Origin of the sequence: Streptomyces sp. NPDC048603, assembly GCF_043199475.1 — a bacterium.
Lineage (GTDB): Bacteria > Actinomycetota > Actinomycetes > Streptomycetales > Streptomycetaceae > Streptomyces.
Window position 1 is genome coordinate 138,744 of record NZ_JBICVY010000010.1, and the last position, 18,375, is coordinate 157,118.

The window sequence follows — 18,375 nt, forward strand, 5'->3', positions numbered from 1 at the left end:
AGAAATCCCGTCTGCTTATGGTCGGGTCAGCGTGCGGCACCGCACTGACGCACCACGAGCTATAAAGCCCGCCCTGCCCCGGGGTCGGGAGTAGGAGGAGTTGGATGTTCCAGAACGCCGACGAAGTGAAGCAGTACATCGAGGAGAACGACGTCAAGTTCGTCGACGTCCGCTTCTGCGACCTGCCTGGTGTGATGCAGCACTTCACCATCCCGGCTCGGGCATTCGACCCGGCGGAGGAGCTCGCCTTCGACGGCTCCTCGATCCGCGGCTTCCAGGCCATCCACGAGTCCGACATGGCGCTGCGCGCCGACATCAGCACCGCGCGCCTGGACCCGTTCCGCCGCGACAAGACGCTGAACATCAACTTCTTCATCCACGACCCGATCACGGGTGAGGCCTACAGCCGCGACCCGCGCAACATCGCCAAGAAGGCCGAGGCCTACCTCGCCTCCACCGGCATCGCCGACACCGCGTTCTTCGGTCCCGAGGCCGAGTTCTACGTGTTCGACAGCGTGCGCTTCGCGACCTCCGCGAACGAGGGCTTCTACCACATCGACTCCGAGGCCGGCGCCTGGAACACGGGCTCCGAGGAGAACAACCGCGGTTACAAGGTCCGCTACAAGGGCGGCTACTTCCCGGTCGCCCCGGTCGACCACTTCGCCGACCTGCGCGCCGAGATCTCCCTCGAGCTGGACGCCCAGGGCCTCCAGGTCGAGCGCCAGCACCACGAGGTCGGCACCGGCGGCCAGGCCGAGATCAACTACAAGTTCAACACGCTGCTGGCCGCGGCCGACGACCTGATGCTCTTCAAGTACATCGTGAAGAACGTCGCGTGGAAGAACGGCAAGACCGCGACCTTCATGCCGAAGCCGATCTTCGGTGACAACGGCTCGGGTATGCACGTGCACCAGTCCCTGTGGGCCGGCGGCGAGCCGCTGTTCTACGACGAGGCCGGCTACGCGGGCCTGTCGGACACCGCCCGCTACTACATCGGCGGCATCCTCAAGCACGCCCCGTCGCTGCTCGCCTTCACCAACCCGACGGTGAACTCGTACCACCGCCTGGTTCCGGGCTTCGAGGCCCCGGTCAACATGGTGTACTCGCAGCGCAACCGCTCCGCCGCCATGCGCATCCCGATCACCGGCTCGAACCCGAAGGCCAAGCGCGTCGAGTTCCGCGCGCCGGACCCGTCGTCCAACCCGTACCTCGCCTTCTCGGCGCTGCTGCTCGCGGGCCTCGACGGCATCAAGAACAAGATCGAGCCGATGGAGCCGATCGACAAGGACCTCTACGAGCTCTCGCCCGACGAGCACGCGAGCGTCCCGCAGGTCCCGACCAGCCTGGAGGACGTCCTCAAGGCCCTGGAGGAGGACCACGAGTATCTCCTGGCCGGCGGTGTCTTCACCCCCGACCTGATCCAGACCTGGATCGACTACAAGCGGACCCACGAGATCGCCCCGATCGCGCAGCGCCCGCACCCGCACGAGTTCGAGCTGTACTTCGACCTCTAGGCAACAGGCGAAAGGCCCCGCCGCTCTCCACGGAGAGCGGCGGGGCCTTTCCCTTTCTCCGGATCTGTTCAGCTCAAGGCCAACATCAAGGCCGGGAATCTCGGCAAGCCGGGCTCCGCCCGAGGTGTACGAGCCTGCCGGGTTCGTCGGTGTGGATCTCGGCATCGTCAACATCGCCACGTACGAGGACCTTCGCCGAGGCGGGTGCCGCGGGCGGGAAGCGACCGCGACACCCGCCACGGCGGGAGGGTCTTCGGGAGCGTGAGAAGACGGGGAGAACGACGGTCAGCTCAGGGCTGCGGCGTTCGGCACGACCACTCCGTACAGGTCGGCGATCGTCGCCAGAGCGGCCTTGTGCACCTGCTGCGCCGACATGTCGCCGGCCGGGGACGGCAGCGGGCGCGTCGCCGAGGCGGCGGCGACCACGGTGGGCTGGTTCCCGCGCAGGAACGCCCCCTCTGTGGTGAACGTGACGCACATGTTCGTCATGAACCCGGCGATCACCACGTCCTTGTTGCCGGCCTCGTCCACGCGCTTGGCCAGGTCGGTGTCGACGAAGCCGTTCGGCTTGGTCTTCACCACGACCGGCTCTCCGTAGATCGGCGCGACCTTGGGGTGGATCTTCCCGATCTCCGCGTTGACGTCGTACGGAGTGCCCTTGCCGCCGTCGTTCACGACGTGGATGACCTTGCCCCCGGCCTTGCGGGTCTTCTCCAGCAGCGCGGCCGCCTCGTCCAGGGCGGGCTTCCACCCCTCCAGCTCCATCACGCCCTGGGTGTAGGTGTTCTGGTAGTCCACCATGATCAGAGTGGAGGTGGAGAGCTTCGCGGGAGTGTCCGGCAGACCGTTCAGCTTCCGCAGGGTCGTCGTCTTCGAGACGTCCACCGCCTCGGCCGAGGCCACGGCCACGGCCGCGGCCTTCGGCTTGGCGTCCTCGTTGCCCTTCTCAGAGTCGCCGGAACATCCCGTGGCCAGAAGGGCCACGCCGGTGAAGGTCGCGGCCAGGGCGGTGGCGGTCAGGCGCTTGCGTATCGACTGCATCTTCGTTTCCTCAGCCCAGCTCGTTGACGGACGGAACCACGACGCCCCAGAGGTCCTCGATGGTGGCGAGCGCACCGGCGTGGACCTGCGCGGCGGGCACCTCGGCACCGAGGGCGGGCAGCGAGCGGGTGGCGGAGGCGTCGGCGACGACGGTGGCCCGGTTGCCGCGCAGGAACGCGCCGTGGGCGGAGTACTGGATGCACATGTGCGTCATGAATCCGGCGATCACCACGTCCTGGTGGCCCGCCTTGTCGACCAGCTCGCCGAGGTTGGTCTCGTTGAAGGCGTTCGGGGTGGTCTTCACCACGACCTCCTCGCCCTCGACCGGGGCGACGGACGGGTGGATCCGGCCGATGTCCTGGCGGATGTCGTACGCGCCGCCCTCGCCACCGTCGTTGATGACGTGGATGACGGTCGCGCCGGCCTCACGGGCCCGGGCCAGGAGGAGGGCGGCGGCCTCGAGCGCGGCCTGCCACCCCACCAGCTCCATCACGCCCTGGGTGTAGGTGTTCTGGTAGTCCACCAGGATCAGGGTGGAGGAGGCCAGGACGGCCGGGGTCTGGTCGAAGCCGCTGAGGTCGCGCAGGGTGGTGGAAGGCATGGTGGGACCGTCTTTCGGAAGGAGTCGGGGAGCCCGCGAAGGGCACGCCTCCACGCTAGGAACTCCGCCAAGTGACGGCAATGTCATGTAACTTGCAGATACCGACACCCGCAGCTCAGCGAACGGATCCTGCCGTGGGCGACATCGACCGGTTCATAGTGGTGCTCCTCTTCGAGGGCGTCGATCTCCTCGACGTCACGGGCCCTCCGGAGGTCTTCGCCCTGCTGCAGCGCGAGACGGGGAACGCCGGCGGGTACCAGGTGTCGCTGGCCGCCGAGACGATGGAACCGGTCACCACCTCCGCGGGGGTGCGCATCATCCCCGACATCACCTTCCGGGAGGCCGCCGAGCGCTCCATCGACACCCTGCTGGTCCCCGGTTCCGTCGAGGTCGACGAGGATCGCCGCGTCCACGCCCTCACCGACCCCGGCATCGTCGAATGGGTCGGCAGGCTGGCCGACAGGTCCAAGCGGGTGGCCTCCGTCTGCGTGGGCGCGCACCTGCTCGCGGCGGCCGGCCTCCTCGACGGGAAGCGCGCCACCACCCACTGGTCCACCGCCCAGCAGCTCGCCGCCGACCACCCGGCCGTGAACGTGGACGCCGACCCCATCTTCATCCGCGACGGCAAGGTGTGGACGGGGGCGGGCATCACCGCCTGCCTCGACCTGTCCCTGGCCCTGGTGGCCGAGGACTTCGGCGAGGCCATGGCCCTGCGTGTGGCGCGGCAGATGGTCATGTACCTCAAGCGCCCCAGTGGGCAGAGCCAGTTCAGCGTCCCCACCGAGGCGGTCGCCACGACCCGCCGGATGGAGGACCTGCGGCACTACGTCACGCAGAACCTCGGCGGCAAGCTGACCATCCCGGGCCTCGCCGAGTACGCGCACATGAGCGAACGGCAGATGACCCGCGTCTTCAAGACCGAGCTGGGCACGACCCCGGCCGCGTACATCGAGTCGGCACGGGTGGAGACGGCCCGGAACCGGCTGGAGTCCACGGACGACACCCTGGACCGCGTCGCGGCGCTCTGCGGCTTCGGCACCGTCGACACGCTGATCCGCGCCTTCCGGCGCAAGCTGAACACCACGCCCACGGAGTACCGCAACCGGTTCCGGCACTCCGGCTGACATCGCCTGCGGACGCACCCTTACGGCGTTCCCCGGATGCGTGACTGCCGCGCCTGGAAAGGGTGTTGAGGCTTACGGGCCAGTGGTGCTCCGCGAGGACTGTGACATGATCGATCATTCAGCCTCGTCATGAGGGGGAAGCACGCCGCATTCGTGCGGAATCCGGCGTGTGAGGACAGGGTGGGGGGTCACCGTGGGGAACATCATCAAGGGAGGCAACGCCTTCGTACCGTCCGTACCGCTGCGGATCGCCGTACGGAACGGGCTGGACGCCGCGGCGTTGCTGCTGACGGAGGACGGGCGGGTCCGGGGGGACGGGGACGTCGTGTTCCACGGCGCGCCCTCCCATCCGTCCGGCGCCGTACGGCTCCTCGGAGGCGAGGACGGCACGGCTTGGGTGGAGGCCGGTCTCACGGCGGTCGAACCGGAGATCGTCCGGGTGCTGGTGATCGGCGCGACCGAGACGGGCTCCATGCGGGACGTCGACGGGCTGTCGGTGGACGCCCTCGCGCCCGACGGCACGTCCGTCGCCCGCTACGACGTGACGGACGGCGGCGCCGAGACGGCCATGGTGCTGGCGGAGCTGTACCGGCGGGCGGGCGGCTGGAAGTTCCGCGCGGTGGGCCAGGGATATCTGGGGGGCCTGGCCGAACTCGCCGCGGACCACGGTGTGGACGTGGCGGAGGACGGAGCGGAGCCGGCACCGGGGCCGGCGCCGGAAGTGGTGCCGGAAGTGGTGCCGGAAGTGGTGCCCATGCCGACGGTGGCAGCCGTACCGCAGCCCACGGTGACCGTGTCCGAGCCGGCGCCTGTCGCGCCGCAGCCCATGGCGCCGGCCGGGCCCGCCCTGGTGGCTGCGCCGGTCGGGCCGGCCGACTCGTGGACGTACGGGCCGGTGTTCGAGCCGTACACGACGAGCGGCGAGGACAACGACGTGATCTCGGTGGACGGGCTTCCGCCGGGTCCGGTGGTCGTCGAACTCGCGGTCAAGGGTGACGGGTACACGGGGCTGTTCCCGCTGGACCGGCGCAACAACAAGAAGCCCTACCTCGTCAGCAGCACGGAGCCGAACTTCCGAGGGCGGCTGATGACGCTCGCGCCCGAGCGCCGTCCGCTGCGCCTGCGGCTGCGCGCGGCCGGGCCCTGGAAGATCCGGGTCTTTCCGCTGGCCGACGCCCACCGGCTGACGGAGGAGTGGCTGGAACACGGCGGCCCCGACGTCCTGCTCCACACCGGCGGCCCGGCGGACCTCACCATCCACTACAAGGGCAGCTCCAATCTCTCCGCCTACCTCTACGAACTCCGCGAGCACAAGGACCCCGCCGTCCTGCCCGAGAAGCGGCTCCTCTTCAGTGAGATCGGGCGGCGGCGGGAGACCGTGCCGCTGCCGGAGGGGCCGGTCATCGTGCGCCTCAAGAGTGCGGACGGCCCCTGGCGGGCACGGCTCAAGAATGTCCAGGCGGACAGCCGGCCGGTGGTGCACTCGCCGGTCCACGCGGCAGCGGCACCCGCCCCGGCCCCGCGCCCTGTGACGGGCGGCGGCGTGGCCAAGGAGGAAGGCATCAGCGGCAAGCTGCGGAACTGGGTCCGGCGGGGCACCCGCTGAGCATGTGCGGCGAGCCGGACAGGCCGCGGGCCGCCCCCCGGTCGGGGTGGCGGCCCTCCGCGAGTGGCGGCCTGCGCCGTGTGCGCCCGTGCGGGGGCGCTCGGCGTCAGCCCAGGATCGTCATGCCGCGCGTCAGCTCGCGCAGCGAGCGGACCGCCAGCTCGGCCGGGGAGCCGGGCCCGGTGGCCTCCGCGTCCGTCTCGGACCAGACCTCCAGGGAGACCCGGATCGCGTCGGTGGCCGCGGCGGCCAGCAGGCGGACCTGCAGCGGGTCCGCGGACGGGCCGGCCAGCCGGGCGACGACCGGGACGAGCTCCTCCTCCGAGTCCTGGTTCACGCGGTACCAGACGGCCCTGAGGGCAGGGTCCCCGGCGGAGGCGCGGAGCAGGCCGCGGGTCCAGTTGAGGCCCTCGGTGACGGCGACCGTGCCGCTGAGGGAGCGGGTGACGGCACGCTCCAGCGCCTCGGCCAGCGGAGTGCCGGGCTCCTCCTCGGCGAGCAGTGCCCGCCACTGCTCTCCGCCGCCCGCGAGCAGCGGCGCGACCGCGTCCTGCTTGTTGCGGAAGTAGCGGTAGAAGGTGCGCAGTGCCACGCCGGCGCGGTGCGCGATCTCCTCGGCGGTGGTGCTGTCGGGGCCTTGTTCGGCGAACAGCTCGCAGGCGGCGCGGGCGATGTCGAGCTGGGTGGCGGCCTTGCGCCGTTCGGTCAGCGACAGTGCGGCTGTCGGACCGGTTCTGGGGGAGTACGGACGAGGGGATTTCACGAGAGGAAAGGGTACTCCTGGTCAGCCGTGACAAATACCTCCATTGCCACTATGGCAAAACGTGTCACGGACTCGTACGCTCGGCGCATGAACCGTTACGAAGGACGTCGCGTCCTCATCACCGGCGGCGGCTCCGGCATAGGCCAGGCCACCGTCCACCGCATCCTGGCCGAGGGCGGCCGGGTCCACGCCGTCGACGTCAACGAGGCCGGCCTCAAGGCCACCGCGGACAAGGCGGCCGCCGACGGCACGGCCGGCCGGCTGACCACCGCAGTGCTCGACATCTCCGACGAGAGCGCGGTCAAGGAGGGCGTGGCCGCGTCAGTGGACGCGCTCGGCGGAATCGACGTACTGGTCAACGCCGCGGGCATCCTCCGGTCCGAGCACACCCACAAGACCACCCTGGACCTCTGGAACAAGGTCATCGCCGTCAACCTGACCGGCACCTTCCTGATGATCCGTGAGTCGATCCCGGCCCTGCTGGCCGGGGACAAGCCGGTCATCGTCAACTTCAGCTCCACCTCGGCCGCGTTCGCCCACCCCTACATGTCCGCGTACGCGGCCACCAAGGGCGGCATCCAGTCCATGAGCCACTCCCTGGCCGCCGAGTACAGCAAGCAGGGCCTGCGGGTGGTCTGCGTCGCCCCCGGCTCCATCGAGAGCGGCATGACCACCGGCAACGGCCCCGGCCTGCCCGAGGACACCGACTGGTCGCTCTTCGCCAAGCTCGCCCCGGCCCTCGGCCAGGGCTTCGCCGGCCCGGAGACCGTCGCCGGCGTCGTCGCCATGCTCGGCTCCGAGGACGGTGCCTTCATCACCGGCACCGAGATCCGCATCGACGGCGGCACGCACTACTAAGCACGTCCGCCACCGCCACCCCTTCCGCCGGCCTCAGCCGCGGAAGCGGTCCCAGAGCCGGGGGAACCGTTCCGCCAGTACGGCTTCGTTCTCGAAGTCCAGCGGAGCGCCCTCCGGCTCCGCCGGTTGCAGGGGGATCCCCAGATCGGGTGCGACCACCCCGGTGAGCTGCTCGTACGCCTCGTCAGCCGAGTACCCCAGCTCCTCGCCGTCCCCGTCGATCTCCTCGTCGAACTCGCCCAGCAGCTCCGCCAGCCGGTCGGGCTCGTGGACGCCGCCCTCGAACACCTCCCGCCCCTGGCCGATCAGCCAGCACCGGAAGTAGTCGAAGGCGTCGTCACTGGCACCGTCGAGGAGCACCCAGGCGGCGCCCCACAGCTCCCAGGTGTACGCCCGGTTGTACCGGGACTCGAAATGCCGCGCGAAGTCCAGCACGGAGTCCGGATCGAGCCGGGTCAGCCGCTCCACGAGCAGCTCGGCGTGCTCCTCGGGGTCGCCCTCGGCGGCCTCGCGCGTGCTGTCGATGATCGCCCAGAACTCCGTCTCGTCCATCACGGCTCCAAGGATCCTGGCTCGGTCCGCGCCCCGCCACCGCGCGTACGGCCAAAGGCCCCATCCCGCATACGGCCAAAGGCCGGTGTCCGGTCCCCGCGAGGGGACGGACACCGGCCTTTCGCCGATGGAACAGGGCGGTGCCGGGAGTGCCGGGCGGCCTTACAGGCCGTAGCGCTCCCGGGCCTCCTTCACGGCCGAGGCCGGGACCTCGCCGCGGCGCGCCAGCTGGGCCAGCGCGGCGACCACGATCGACTGCGGGTCGACACCGAAGTGGCGGCGGGCGCCCTCACGGGTGTCGGACAGACCGAAGCCGTCCGTACCAAGCGAGGTGTAGTCCTGCGGCACCCACTGGCTGATCTGGTCCGGCACCTGGCGCATCCAGTCGGACACCGCCAGGACCGGGCCCGGAGCACCCTCCAGCACCTTGGTGACGTACGGGGTGCGCTCCTCGCCGCGCAGCAGGGCCTCGTCGGCCTCCAGCGCGTCGCGGCGCAGCTCGCCCCAGGAGGTGGCGGACCACACGTCGGCGGACACGTTCCAGTCGGCGGCCAGCAGGCGCTGCGCCTCCAGGATCCAGTGGATCGCCGTACCCGAGGCCATCAGCTGGATCTTCGGGGCGTCGGCGGCCGGGGCGGCCTCCAGGTCGGCGGCGGTGTTGAACCGGTACAGACCCTTGACGATGCCCTCTTCCACACCCGCCGGCATGGCCGGCTGCGGCTTCGGCTCGTTGTAGACCGTCAGGTAGTAGAAGACGTCCTCGGGGTTCTCCCCGTACATCCGCTCCAGACCGTCCTTGACGATCACCGCGATCTCGTACGCGAAGGCCGGGTCGTAGTTGAGCGAGGCCGGGTTGGTGGCCGCGATCAGGTGCGAGTGGCCGTCGGCGTGCTGCAGGCCCTCACCGGTCAGGGTGGTGCGGCCGGCCGTGGCGCCCACGATGAAGCCCTTGCCGAGCTGGTCGGCGAGCTGCCACATCTGGTCGCCGGTCCGCTGCCAGCCGAACATCGAGTAGAAGATGTAGAAGGGGATCATCGTCTCGCCGTGCGTCGCGTACGACGTGGCGGCGGCGATGAAGTCGGCCATGGCGCCGGCCTCGGTGATCCCCTCGTTGAGGATCTGGCCGTCCTTGGCCTCCTTGTAGTACATCAGCTGGTCGCGGTCGACCGGCTCGTACGTCTGGCCCAGCGGCGAGTAGATGCCGGCCGACGGGAAGAGCGACTCCATACCGAAGGTGCGGGCCTCGTCGGGGACGATGGGCACCCAGCGCTTGCCGGTCTCCTTGTCCCGCATCAGGTCCTTGACGAGCCGGACGAAGGCCATGGTGGTGGCCATCTCCTGCTTGCCGGAGCCCTTGAGCAGCGGGGCGTAGGACTTGTCGGCCGGCTGCGGCAGGGCCACCTGGTGGACCCGGCGGGCCGGGGCCGGGCCGCCGAGGGCCGCGCGGCGCTCGTGCAGGTAGCGGACCTCGGGGGAGTTCTCGCCCGGGTGGCCGTAGGGAACGACGCCGCTCTCGAAGGCGCTGTCCGGGATCGGGAGTCCGAGCAGGTCACGCATGCCCTTGAACTCGTCGATCGTCAGCTTCTTCATCTGGTGGTTCGCGTTCTTCGACTCGAACCCGGAACCCAGGGTGTAGCCCTTGACGGTCTGCGCCAGGATGACCGTCGGCGCGCCCTTGTGCTCCAGGGCGGCCTTGTACGCGGCGTAGACCTTGCGGGGCTCGTGGCCGCCGCGCGAGGTGTGGAAGCACTCGGCGATCTTCGCGTCGGTCAGCAGGCCGCCGAGGGCCACCAGCGCCGGGTCGCCGCCGAAGAAGTGCTGGCGGATGTAGGCCGCGTCACGCGTGGCGTACGTCTGGAACTGCGCGTCGGGGGTCTCGCGCAGGCGGCGGACCAGGGCGCCCGTGGTGTCGAGCTGGAAGAGCTCGTCCCAGGCGGAGCCCCACAGGGTCTTGACGACGTTCCAGCCGGCGCCGCGGAACTGGGCCTCCAGCTCCTGGACGATGCGGAAGTTGGCACGCACCGGGCCGTCGAGGCGCTGCAGGTTGCAGTTGACGACGAAGGTCAGGTTGTCGAGGCGCTCACGGGCCGCGAGGGCCAGGGCGGCGGTCGACTCGGGCTCGTCCATCTCGCCGTCGCCCAGGAAGGCCCAGACGTGCGAGTTGGAGGTGTCCTTGATCTTGCGGTTCTCCAGGTAGCGGTTGAAGCGCGCCTGGTAGATCGCGGAGAGCGGGCCGAGACCCATGGAGACCGTGGGGAACTCCCACAGCCAGGGCAGCCGGCGCGGGTGCGGGTAGGAGGGCAGGCCGTTGCCGCCGGACTCCTGCCGGAAGTTGTCGAGCTGCTGCTCGGAGATGCGCCCGTCGAGGAAGGCGCGGGCGTAGATGCCGGGGGAGGCGTGGCCCTGGATGTAGAGCTGGTCGCCCGACCCGTCGGCCTCCTTGCCCCGGAAGAAGTGCTGGAAGCCGGTCTCGTAGAGCCAGGCCGCCGAGGCGAAGGTGGCGATGTGGCCGCCGACGCCGTACTTGGAGCCGCGGGTCACCATGGCGGCCGCGTTCCAGCGGTTCCAGGCGGTGATCTTGGCTTCCATCTCCGCGTCACCGGGGAACTCGGGCTCCGCGGAGGTGGGGATGGTGTTGACGTAGTCCGTCTCCAGGAGCTTCGGCAGGGCGAGCCCGGCGGCCTCGGCGTGCTGGAGGGTGCGGCGCAGGAGGTACTCGGCGCGGCGCGTACCGGCAGCCTTGGCGACGGCGTCCAGGGAGGCCGCCCATTCGGCGGTCTCCTCGCTGTCGCGGTCCGGGAGCTGGTCGAGCTCGCTCGGAAGCTTTGCTACGGAGTCGGACATCGGAGTGCGCCGCCTTCCAGAGTGAGGAGGGGGGTGAAGAAGGAACCCTGACGGGCAGGACAGGGTCGATGGACCCGGTTGGGGCCCGCGAAGACTGTAAGACCCTGATCGATGATCGATCAAACAAAAGTGGTCGCGAATTGGTCGAGAAGGCAAAAGTCGGCACCGGGTGCCATGAATATAGGCACCCGGTGCCGATCAAATCAGGACAAAGTAGCCGCTCAGGCCCGCGGAGCGCAGCCCAGAACGTGACGCTTCACCAGCAGACCGATCTCCGGATCCTGCCGCCGGAAGGCGTGGATCAGCGCCTCGTGCTCCTCCGCGTACGACTTCTGGACGGTCCCCAGCCAGCGGATCGACAGGGCCGTGAACACCTCGATGCCCAGGCTCTCCCAGGTGTGCAGCAGCACGCTGTTCCCGGCCGCCCGCACCATCTCCCGGTGGAAGCCGACGGTGTGCCGCACCTGCGCGGTCCCGTCCTCCCGCCGGTCGGCGTCCCACAGCGCCTCGACGTGCGGCTCCAGCGCCGAGCAGTCCACCGCCAGCCGCGGCGCCGCCAGCTCGGCCGCGATCTGCTCCAGGCCGGCCCGGACCGGGTAGATCTCCTCCAGGTCCGCCGCCGAGAGGTTCCGCACCCGTACGCCCTTGTTCGGCGCGGACTCGATCAGCCGCAGCGTCTCCAGCTCGCGCAGCGCCTCGCGCACCGGCGTCTGGCTGACCTCGAGCTCGACGGCGATCCGCCGCTCGACGATCCGCTCGCCGGGCTTCCAGCGCCCGCTGACGATCCCCTCCACGATGTGCTCGCGGATCTGCTCGCGCAGCGAGTGCACGACGGGTGGGGTGATCATCGGTGCTTCATCTCCTGAGGGGGCGCGCAGCTGAAGATGCGTAGACAGGTAGACAATACGGCGGAGTAGCCCCGAGCGAGGCGTCCGAGGTCGGGGCCACCGGGTGAGGCTGGTAACAACCACCGCGCGAACGGTCACCCGGGGTCGTCGGCGGGGGCGTTCCCGGCCGCCGCCAGGATGTCCTGGATCAGCGCCCCGAGCGCGGGCGCGTGCCGCGGCTGCCGCCCGACCAGCCCGGCGATCTCGGCGATGACGCGGTCCCGCTGGGCGGGGGTGGCGGGGGGCCGGGGTCCGGGCGGGGGCGGGACGCCGTCGAGTACGGCGGCGAGGGCGAGGTGGACGGCACCGGCGAACGACTCCTGGCCGACGAGGAGCTCCAGCATGCTCAGCCCCCGCAGCAGACGGGTGTCGATCTCGGGTGCGGCCATGAGGTGCCGGAGCCGTTCGCCCGCGGCGGGGCGGTCCTCGACGTATTGGTAGGCAGCGGGGATCCCGTCCGCGCGGGCGAGGCTGAGTACGGCGAAACGCAGGGCTGCCCAAGGTGATTCCGGGTCGGATCCGAGCAGTGTGAGGGCCTGGGGATGGAGCAGGGCCGTCGCATGTTCGGCGAGGTAGCTCCGGGACTCTTCCAGAGTCGTCAGGTCGCCCCAGGCGTCGAGCAGTTCGCCGGTGATGTACGGACGGAAGGCCTCGTCCGGGTCTCCGGACTCCGCCTCGCGGGCGATCCGGAGGTGCTCGACGGCTTCCGGGAAGATCACAGCGAGCTCCTCCAGAGCCGTCTCGGTCTCGGGCGACCGGAGCTCTTCGGCATGTGCGTCCCAGAAGGCACGGGACGCGGTCCAGCTGGGGCAGTCGATCCACTCCATGGCCAGGTCGAGTGCACCTTGGGGAAGAGTCCACCAGGACGGGAGCCCGGCCCCGGTCACGTCGCGCCAGAGGCCGGCGGCCAGGGAGGCCCTCCGGCTGTCCGTCCGGCACTGGACGCGGAGGAGCTGACGCGCATGGACGGTGAACTGATCGGGCACCTGGGCCGGCGTCGAATCGCGTGCGAGGGAGATGAGGGTGTGCAGGCCCACCGCCGGGTCCGTGGAGGCGGTCTCGAACTCCGCGCGCTGGAGGGTCAGGCGGCGGACGGCCTCGGGGTGCCCGCCGAGAGCCTCCTCCACCCTGGTGTAGGCCATCAGGGTGTCGTGCGCCGGGGCCGAGCGCGAGAGGTTCTCGAGCGTCGCGGCGATGAGGCGGCCATGGGTGGCGGGGTCCCGGGCCAGCGAGAGGCAGAGGTCGGTGGCCTCGGCGATGTCGGTGACCGCTCCGGACGGGTCTCCGGTCTTGGCCCGGCAGCTGGAGCGGTTCCCGAGGGCTCTGACGAGGTCGGCCAGGTGGGCTGCCGGATTGCTCTCGGCGAGTGTGCGGATGAGCCCGATGGCTTTGGTGCTCGTGACGAGTGCGGCCTGAACGTCTCCCGTCTCCTCCTGGATGACGGCGAGACAGTCGAGGGACAGGGCGAGGTTGGGGAGGTGGGCGGCCGGGTTGCCGTCGGCGAGGGTGTGGTGGAGACCGACGGCTTCGACGGCGATCGTGAGCGCGCCCTGCCCGTCTCCTGTCTCCAGCTGGAACGCCGCCAGGTTGTGGAGCGTCTTGGCAAGATCGGGGAGGTAGGCCGACGGGTTGTCGCGGCTGAGTCTCCGGCGGATGGCGACCGCTTCGCTGATGGTCGCCATCGCTCCCTGCCAGTCCCGGCCCTCGGCCTGGGCGGCAGCAAGGTTGTGCAGTGCGCCGGCCAGGCTGGGCAGGTACGCGGCGGGGTTGCCGTCAGCGAGGGTGCGGTAAAGATCGGCGGCTTCGAAACTGGCCGTGAGCGCCCCTCGGCTGTCGCCGGTCCCCGCCCGAAACGCGGCGTGATTGATGAGAGAGGTGGCGAGGTCGGGCAGGTGGGCCTCACCGTTGCTGTCGACGAGGTCGCGGCAAAGGCCGATGGCTTCCGTGCTGGTGGCCAAGGCGCCGTGCGCATCCCCGATCCCGTGTTGGGTGGCCGCGAGGTTGGAGAGGGACGCCGCCAGGTCGGGCAGGTGGACCGCAGGGTTGTCCTTGGTGAGCCTTCGGTGGATGGTCACGGCCTCAGTGACGGTGACGAGTGCACCCTGCCGGTCGCCGGTCTCGCATTGTCGACCGGCCAGGTTGTTGAGGGACTTCGCCAGGACCGACAGGTGGGCCACGGGGTTGTCCCGGGTGAGCCTCCGCTGGATGGTGACGGCTTCGGTGATGGTGGCGAGCGCGTGCTGTCGGTCTCCCGTTCCGGCCTGGAAGCTGGCCAGGTTGTTCAGCGCGCCGGCCAGGTCGGGCAGGTAGGCCGCCGGGTTCTTGTCGGCGAGCATGCGGTAGAGCCCGGTGGCCTCGGTGCTGGTGGCCAGCGCGCCTCGTGTGTCGCGCGTTCCGGCCTGGAAGCTGGCGAGATTGTTGAGTACGCCGGCGAGCTTGGGCAGGTGGGCCGGCGGGTTGTCAGCGGCGAGGGCCCGGCACAGGCCGGTGGCTTCGGTGATGGTGGCGAGGGCACCCTGGCGGTCCCCCGTCCCCGCCTGGAAGGCCGCGAGGTTGCTGAGGGACAGGGTGAGATAGGGCAGGTACGCCGACGGGTTGCCATCCGCGACCGACCGGTACAGGTCGGTGGCTTCAGTGCAGGTGGTGAGTGCACCTTCGCTGTCTCCCGTCCTGTCCTGGGCTCCTGCGAAGTTGGTGAGGGAGTGGGCGAGGTCGGGCAGGTGGGCCGCCGGGTTGTCAGCGGCGAGGGCCCGGTACAGGCCGGTGGCTTCGGTGATGGTGGCGAGGGCTCCCTGGTGGTCGCCGATGTCCGTCTGGAGAGCCGAGAGGATGTTGAGCGTGCCGGCCAGGAGAGGCAGACAAGAGTGCGGATCGCCCTGCGCCTCCAGCCGGTAGAGGTCCGTGGCTTCCTGCGCCAGGGCCACCGCCTGCCTGTCCCTGCCCTCCCCGGACCGTGAAAGGGCCACCTCGCAGAGCACGCCCGCGAGATCGGCGCGGAACACCTCTTCCCGAAGGCCCGCGAGTTCACGGATCAGGGTGATACCGCGGCCACCTGCCACGGCCGCATGGTGGACGAGCGCTGCGCGCAGGTAGGGGTTCGTGTTCGTCATCAGGGAGGCGTCGGCCGTCTGCTCCCGGAGCAGATCGATCATCGCCCGCGCAACCTCGTACGCGGCGTGCGAGCCTTCGCCCGAGTGGCGCAGGTGGCTGACGAACTCGCGGTGGTACAGCCGGTAGACCGCCTGCACGCCGTCGGTGTCCTCCACGACGTAGCGGCCGTAGGTGTTCAGGAGCCAGTCCACGTCACCGGGGCCGTAGACGACCCCATCCTGGTTCAGGGCCGAGGCCGCTGCCTCCCAGACGCCGCGGGCGGGCATGCCGTTGCCCGCGCTCCAGGCGAGGGCGGACAGCAGGTCCTTCGCCGCGTTCGGCAGGAGTACGCCGTTCTGTTCCCGCCGGGGGCCGGTCTCCAGGTCCTCGGTGAAGGCGGCACTGATTGAGGACGGGATCGCGTCTTCCCAGTCCTCCGCCCGGTCCTCCGGGCCCGATGCGGCGAACCGCCTGAGGACGGAGTCGACCGCCATACGTGCGAACAGGAAGCCGCCCGCGTGCGGGGATGCCCGTCCGGTGATGAGGTCCGCCGCGGTCGAGGCCTCGTCGGTGGCGAGGTGGCGGGCGAGCAGGCGGCGGAGGCAGTACCGGCGGATGTCGTCCGCCGTGTCGGCCTCCCCGTTCAGGTCGACGGCGCGGGCGCGGACGTCCAGCAGGCGGCTGACCGCCTGGTCCAAGCGCTCCGCGGGGTCCTGGACGGGGCGGAACGGACGGTCCCGGGAGCCCAACAGGACGCATGTCATCCGGCTCAGGGGGGCGAGGAGCCGTTCCACGATCGGGTGGGCCGCGTCGGGGGCCGCTTCGTCCAGGCCGTCCAGGACCAGTGCCGGGAGGCCGCGGGTGCCGGTGTCCGGCCAGTGCTTCTCCACTGCGGCGATCAGGGCCGCCGGGGTCTCCGGGACGGGAAGGCGCAGGCGGTCGGCGATCGCTTCCGCCAGCTGCTGGACCGTGAAGCCCCGCAGGTGGAGGGAGACGTCCACCGAACCCTCGCCCGGGTCGGGGTCCTCGGGGGCGAGGGCCCCGTGCGCGACGATGTCCGCCCGGTGGGAGGGGTCGGAGAGGGTGGCGATGCGGCCCAGGACCGCGGACTTGCCGCTGCCCGCGCTGCCCGTGACCAGGAACAGGCCCGGCTGCCGGGCGCTCAGCCATGACGTGATCTCCCCGAGCACACGCCGGCGGCCGCTGAAGAACCAGCCCTCGTCGTCCCGGGCCGCCCCCCGGCTCGCCTGGACCAGGTGCTCGACCAGATCCGGCTCCCGGACGTCCCTCCGCAGCGGGTTGTCGAACATCAGACGCGGTTCGCCGAACATCGCCGGGACCGGGCGGTGGCCCACCTCCTCCGGCCATTGCGCGAGCACGGTGTTGATCACCGTGGCGCCGCTGACCCGGCCGTTCCGGCTGCTCCACTCGTGCCGGTAGTCCTCGGAGCGCGGTCCTTCGCGCAGGACGCGGGTGAGGGTGCCCAGCAGGATGCCGGACGCCTCGGCCTTCTCCTGCGGGCGGCTGCTCGCGATCACCCCCAGCCACGCGGACCGGCCCGGCGGGAGGTTGCGCGCGGACAGCCTGGCGAAAGCCGTCTCCAGTGACTCCAGCACCCCCGCACCCGCATGGCAGGTGTCGATGATCAGCAGCATCTGGTCCGCCCTGCTGCGCAGCGCCGCCTCGGTGAGCGAGGCGGCCGAGTACGTCTCGTCGGCGTACTCCGGGTCCGCCGTGTCGTGCAGGACGAGGCGCAGGTCCCGGCCGTCCCGCACCCCGTGACCGGACCACAGGACGATGACGGGGCCGCGGTCACCGGTCGCGCTCCAGTCCGTTGCCCAGTCCCTCACCGCACCGCGGACGGACGCCTGTCCCGGGTCCGCGACCACGGTCGGCGTGAAACCCCGTTCGGCCAGCAGGCCGCACAGCTCCCGCATCTGGCCGGTGGCCCCCGTGAGGGTGCGGAACCGCGGGCTCGCGTGGTTCTCCACCACGATGCCCAGCGCCGCTCCCCGGATCCCGTCAGAACGGTCACTCGCCATCCGGGCCTCCCACCAGGCTCAGCGCCGTCACCGTCGTCTCCGGACGGTCCGTGACCCGGACGGCCAGGCGGTACGCGCCGGGGGACGGGGCCGGGAAGGACACGGCGTAGCGGCCCTCGCCCAGCGGGCGCACCGTGCGGATCGGCGGCTCCGTGCCGTCGGCCGGGCGGAGCTCCGCGGTGAGGTGGAGCCCGTCGTGGTCGCGGGTCTCCGACGGGACCGTCACCGAGACCTCGTACGGGACTCCCGGTGCGAGCAGCGGGGGAGCGAGGACGCTCAGCGGGACGGACTCCCGCTCCCCGTCCCGGTGGAAGGGGGCCTCCCGGCCGAGGAGTCCTGCCAGTGCGTCCCGTACGCCCTGGTTGTTCTGGAGGGAGCCGTGCTGCTCGCACGGGGTGTGGGACTCGTCCACCTGGTAGCCCGTGCCGTCCGCGTTCGCGGGACGGGCCGCCAGCCGGGGGACCGTGCCGTCGCCCAGTTCGTCCACGCCGTCGATCAGCCACAGCGGGACCAGTTCGTCCCCGGTGAGTTCCGCGGTGGTGTGCGTCGGCTGGCCGATGCCCGTGACGGCGTGGAGGGGGGTGGGCGAGGGGCGGCCGGCCGCCGCCCGGCGCAGGTCCGCGTGGAAGGCGGCCGCGTCCCGCAGCAGCCCGTGATCGACCCCCGGGAGTCCCGGCAGGTCACGGGCGTACGCGAGCCCTCCCGCGCCCGCCCCGGCGCCCGCGCCCGCCACACACGCGTAATCCGGGGTGAGCTGGTGCAGGGAGGGGAGGCTGCGGGCGAAGTCCGTCAGGTCGAGGCCGAACGGGCCCCAGCCCCGGCGGAGGCCGTTCACCAGGTGGGCGAGGGCATCGAGGGAGCCGCGGTGCGGGGTGCCCAGGGTGATCACGCGGCGGGTGACCTCGTGGCCGCCGAGGCGTTCCACGTAGTGGCGGGCGACCAGGCCGCCCAGGGAGTGGCAGACCAGGACCACCCGGGCGTCGCGGCGCCCGGGGGCGGAGGCGCGCCACCCCTCCAGCCGCCGGTCCACCGCTTCCTTCAGGCGCTCCGCGCTGTAGCGGCAGGACAGCCGCCAGTCGTACGGGAAGGGGAGCAGGTTCTCGCCGGGCGTCAGGGTGAAGGAGCGCTCCAGCGAGCCCAGCAGGCCGGTGTAGCCGTCGACCGGGTGCCAGATGCCGGGGATCGCGTGGACGTCCGGCATCAGGCCCACCGGCACGACGCCGTCTCCGGGGTGGCCGTCGCCGGTGTCTTTCGGGAGCCGCAGGGCGCGCAGTGAGCCGCCGAGGGTGCGCAGGCCGTGCCAGAGGGCGGCACCCGACAGGTCCCAGACCGGTCTGCCGTCGGCGTCGGCCAGCCGGCTGCCCATGATCCCCGGTACCACCACGACGAGATCGGTCACCTGTGCACGTGCCATGCGAGCCCCCGTCGGTCGTCCCTCGACGGGTCAGCGTAA

Annotated in this window: 12 protein-coding genes; 4 read left to right on the plus strand and 8 right to left on the minus strand. The window is 71.0% G+C overall.

Annotation, left to right across the window (positions count from 1 at the left end):
- Nucleotides 1-104 precede the first annotated feature (104 nt).
- Entirely contained in the window at nt 105-1,514 is a 1,410-nt protein-coding gene (gene glnA, locus ACGFQ9_RS25275) for a type I glutamate--ammonia ligase (RefSeq protein WP_393576742.1), read from the plus strand.
- A gap of 285 nt (nt 1,515-1,799) precedes the next feature.
- Here glnA and ACGFQ9_RS25280 read toward each other — a convergent pair whose 3' ends face one another.
- Both ACGFQ9_RS25280 and ACGFQ9_RS25285 read right to left on the minus strand, forming a co-directional pair.
- Nucleotides 1,800-2,555, minus strand: coding sequence for a cysteine hydrolase family protein (locus ACGFQ9_RS25280; RefSeq protein ID WP_393576743.1), 756 nt, complete (start codon nt 2,553-2,555; stop codon nt 1,800-1,802).
- Between the two features lie 10 nt (nt 2,556-2,565).
- Nucleotides 2,566-3,156 carry an isochorismatase family protein gene (locus ACGFQ9_RS25285; protein WP_393576744.1) on the minus strand — a complete coding sequence of 197 codons (591 nt, stop codon included), beginning with the start codon at nt 3,154-3,156 and terminating at the stop codon, nt 2,566-2,568.
- Nucleotides 3,157-3,290: 134 nt separating this feature from the next.
- On the opposite strand from ACGFQ9_RS25285, the gene ACGFQ9_RS25290 reads away from it, so the two are divergent.
- Together ACGFQ9_RS25290 and ACGFQ9_RS25295 are read left to right on the plus strand one after the other, a co-directional pair.
- Nucleotides 3,291-4,280 carry a GlxA family transcriptional regulator gene (locus ACGFQ9_RS25290; RefSeq protein ID WP_393576745.1) on the plus strand — a complete coding sequence of 330 codons (990 nt, stop codon included), beginning with the start codon at nt 3,291-3,293 and terminating at the stop codon, nt 4,278-4,280.
- Nucleotides 4,281-4,473: 193 nt separating this feature from the next.
- Complete coding sequence (locus ACGFQ9_RS25295; protein ID WP_393576747.1) at nt 4,474-5,886, plus strand: TerD family protein; 1,413 nt, start codon at nt 4,474-4,476, stop codon at nt 5,884-5,886.
- A 106-nt stretch (nt 5,887-5,992) separates the two neighbouring features.
- On the opposite strand, the gene ACGFQ9_RS25300 is transcribed toward ACGFQ9_RS25295, so the two are convergent.
- Nucleotides 5,993-6,649, minus strand: coding sequence for a TetR family transcriptional regulator (locus ACGFQ9_RS25300; RefSeq protein ID WP_393576749.1), 657 nt, complete (start codon nt 6,647-6,649; stop codon nt 5,993-5,995).
- 87 nt (nt 6,650-6,736) lie between these two features.
- Between ACGFQ9_RS25300 and ACGFQ9_RS25305 the strand changes: the two genes are divergently transcribed.
- Nucleotides 6,737-7,507 (plus strand): SDR family NAD(P)-dependent oxidoreductase, encoded by a 771-nt coding sequence (locus tag ACGFQ9_RS25305; RefSeq protein WP_393576751.1) that lies wholly within the window; start codon nt 6,737-6,739, stop codon nt 7,505-7,507.
- A 33-nt stretch (nt 7,508-7,540) separates the two neighbouring features.
- Here the strand turns inward: ACGFQ9_RS25305 and ACGFQ9_RS25310 are convergent, their stop codons facing one another.
- The 5 genes from ACGFQ9_RS25310 to ACGFQ9_RS25330 form a co-directional block, all read right to left on the minus strand.
- A complete protein-coding gene (locus ACGFQ9_RS25310; protein ID WP_393576753.1) occupies nt 7,541-8,062 on the minus strand; it encodes a DUF4240 domain-containing protein in 522 nt (173 codons plus the stop codon).
- A 159-nt stretch (nt 8,063-8,221) separates the two neighbouring features.
- On the minus strand, nt 8,222-10,903 hold the full coding sequence (gene aceE / locus ACGFQ9_RS25315; RefSeq protein ID WP_393576755.1) for a pyruvate dehydrogenase (acetyl-transferring), homodimeric type: 2,682 nt from the start codon (nt 10,901-10,903) through the stop codon (nt 8,222-8,224).
- A gap of 221 nt (nt 10,904-11,124) precedes the next feature.
- Nucleotides 11,125-11,748: a GntR family transcriptional regulator gene (locus ACGFQ9_RS25320; RefSeq protein WP_393577090.1), complete on the minus strand. Its 624-nt coding sequence runs from the start codon at nt 11,746-11,748 to the stop codon at nt 11,125-11,127.
- 137 nt (nt 11,749-11,885) lie between these two features.
- A complete protein-coding gene (locus ACGFQ9_RS25325; RefSeq protein WP_393576757.1) occupies nt 11,886-16,922 on the minus strand; it encodes an AAA family ATPase in 5,037 nt (1,678 codons plus the stop codon).
- Nucleotides 16,912-18,336 carry a hypothetical protein gene (locus ACGFQ9_RS25330; RefSeq protein WP_393576758.1) on the minus strand — a complete coding sequence of 475 codons (1,425 nt, stop codon included), beginning with the start codon at nt 18,334-18,336 and terminating at the stop codon, nt 16,912-16,914. The genes ACGFQ9_RS25325 and ACGFQ9_RS25330 overlap by 11 nt, the downstream gene beginning before the upstream one ends.
- Between the last annotated feature and the right edge of the window lie 39 nt (nt 18,337-18,375).

Bases quoted from the DNA above. Each gene is read 5' to 3' on its own strand.
- ACGFQ9_RS25305 (WP_393576751.1), top strand. From the start codon at position 6,737: ATGAACCGTTACGAAGGACGTCGCGTCCTCATCACCGGCGGCGGCTCC.
- ACGFQ9_RS25330 (WP_393576758.1), bottom strand. From the start codon at position 18,336: ATGGCACGTGCACAGGTGACCGATCTCGTCGTGGTGGTACCGGGGATC.
- aceE (WP_393576755.1), bottom strand. From the start codon at position 10,903: ATGTCCGACTCCGTAGCAAAGCTTCCGAGCGAGCTCGACCAGCTCCCG.
- glnA (WP_393576742.1), top strand. From the start codon at position 105: ATGTTCCAGAACGCCGACGAAGTGAAGCAGTACATCGAGGAGAACGAC.
- ACGFQ9_RS25325 (WP_393576757.1), bottom strand. From the start codon at position 16,922: ATGGCGAGTGACCGTTCTGACGGGATCCGGGGAGCGGCGCTGGGCATC.
- ACGFQ9_RS25285 (WP_393576744.1), bottom strand. From the start codon at position 3,156: ATGCCTTCCACCACCCTGCGCGACCTCAGCGGCTTCGACCAGACCCCG.
- ACGFQ9_RS25280 (WP_393576743.1), bottom strand. From the start codon at position 2,555: ATGCAGTCGATACGCAAGCGCCTGACCGCCACCGCCCTGGCCGCGACC.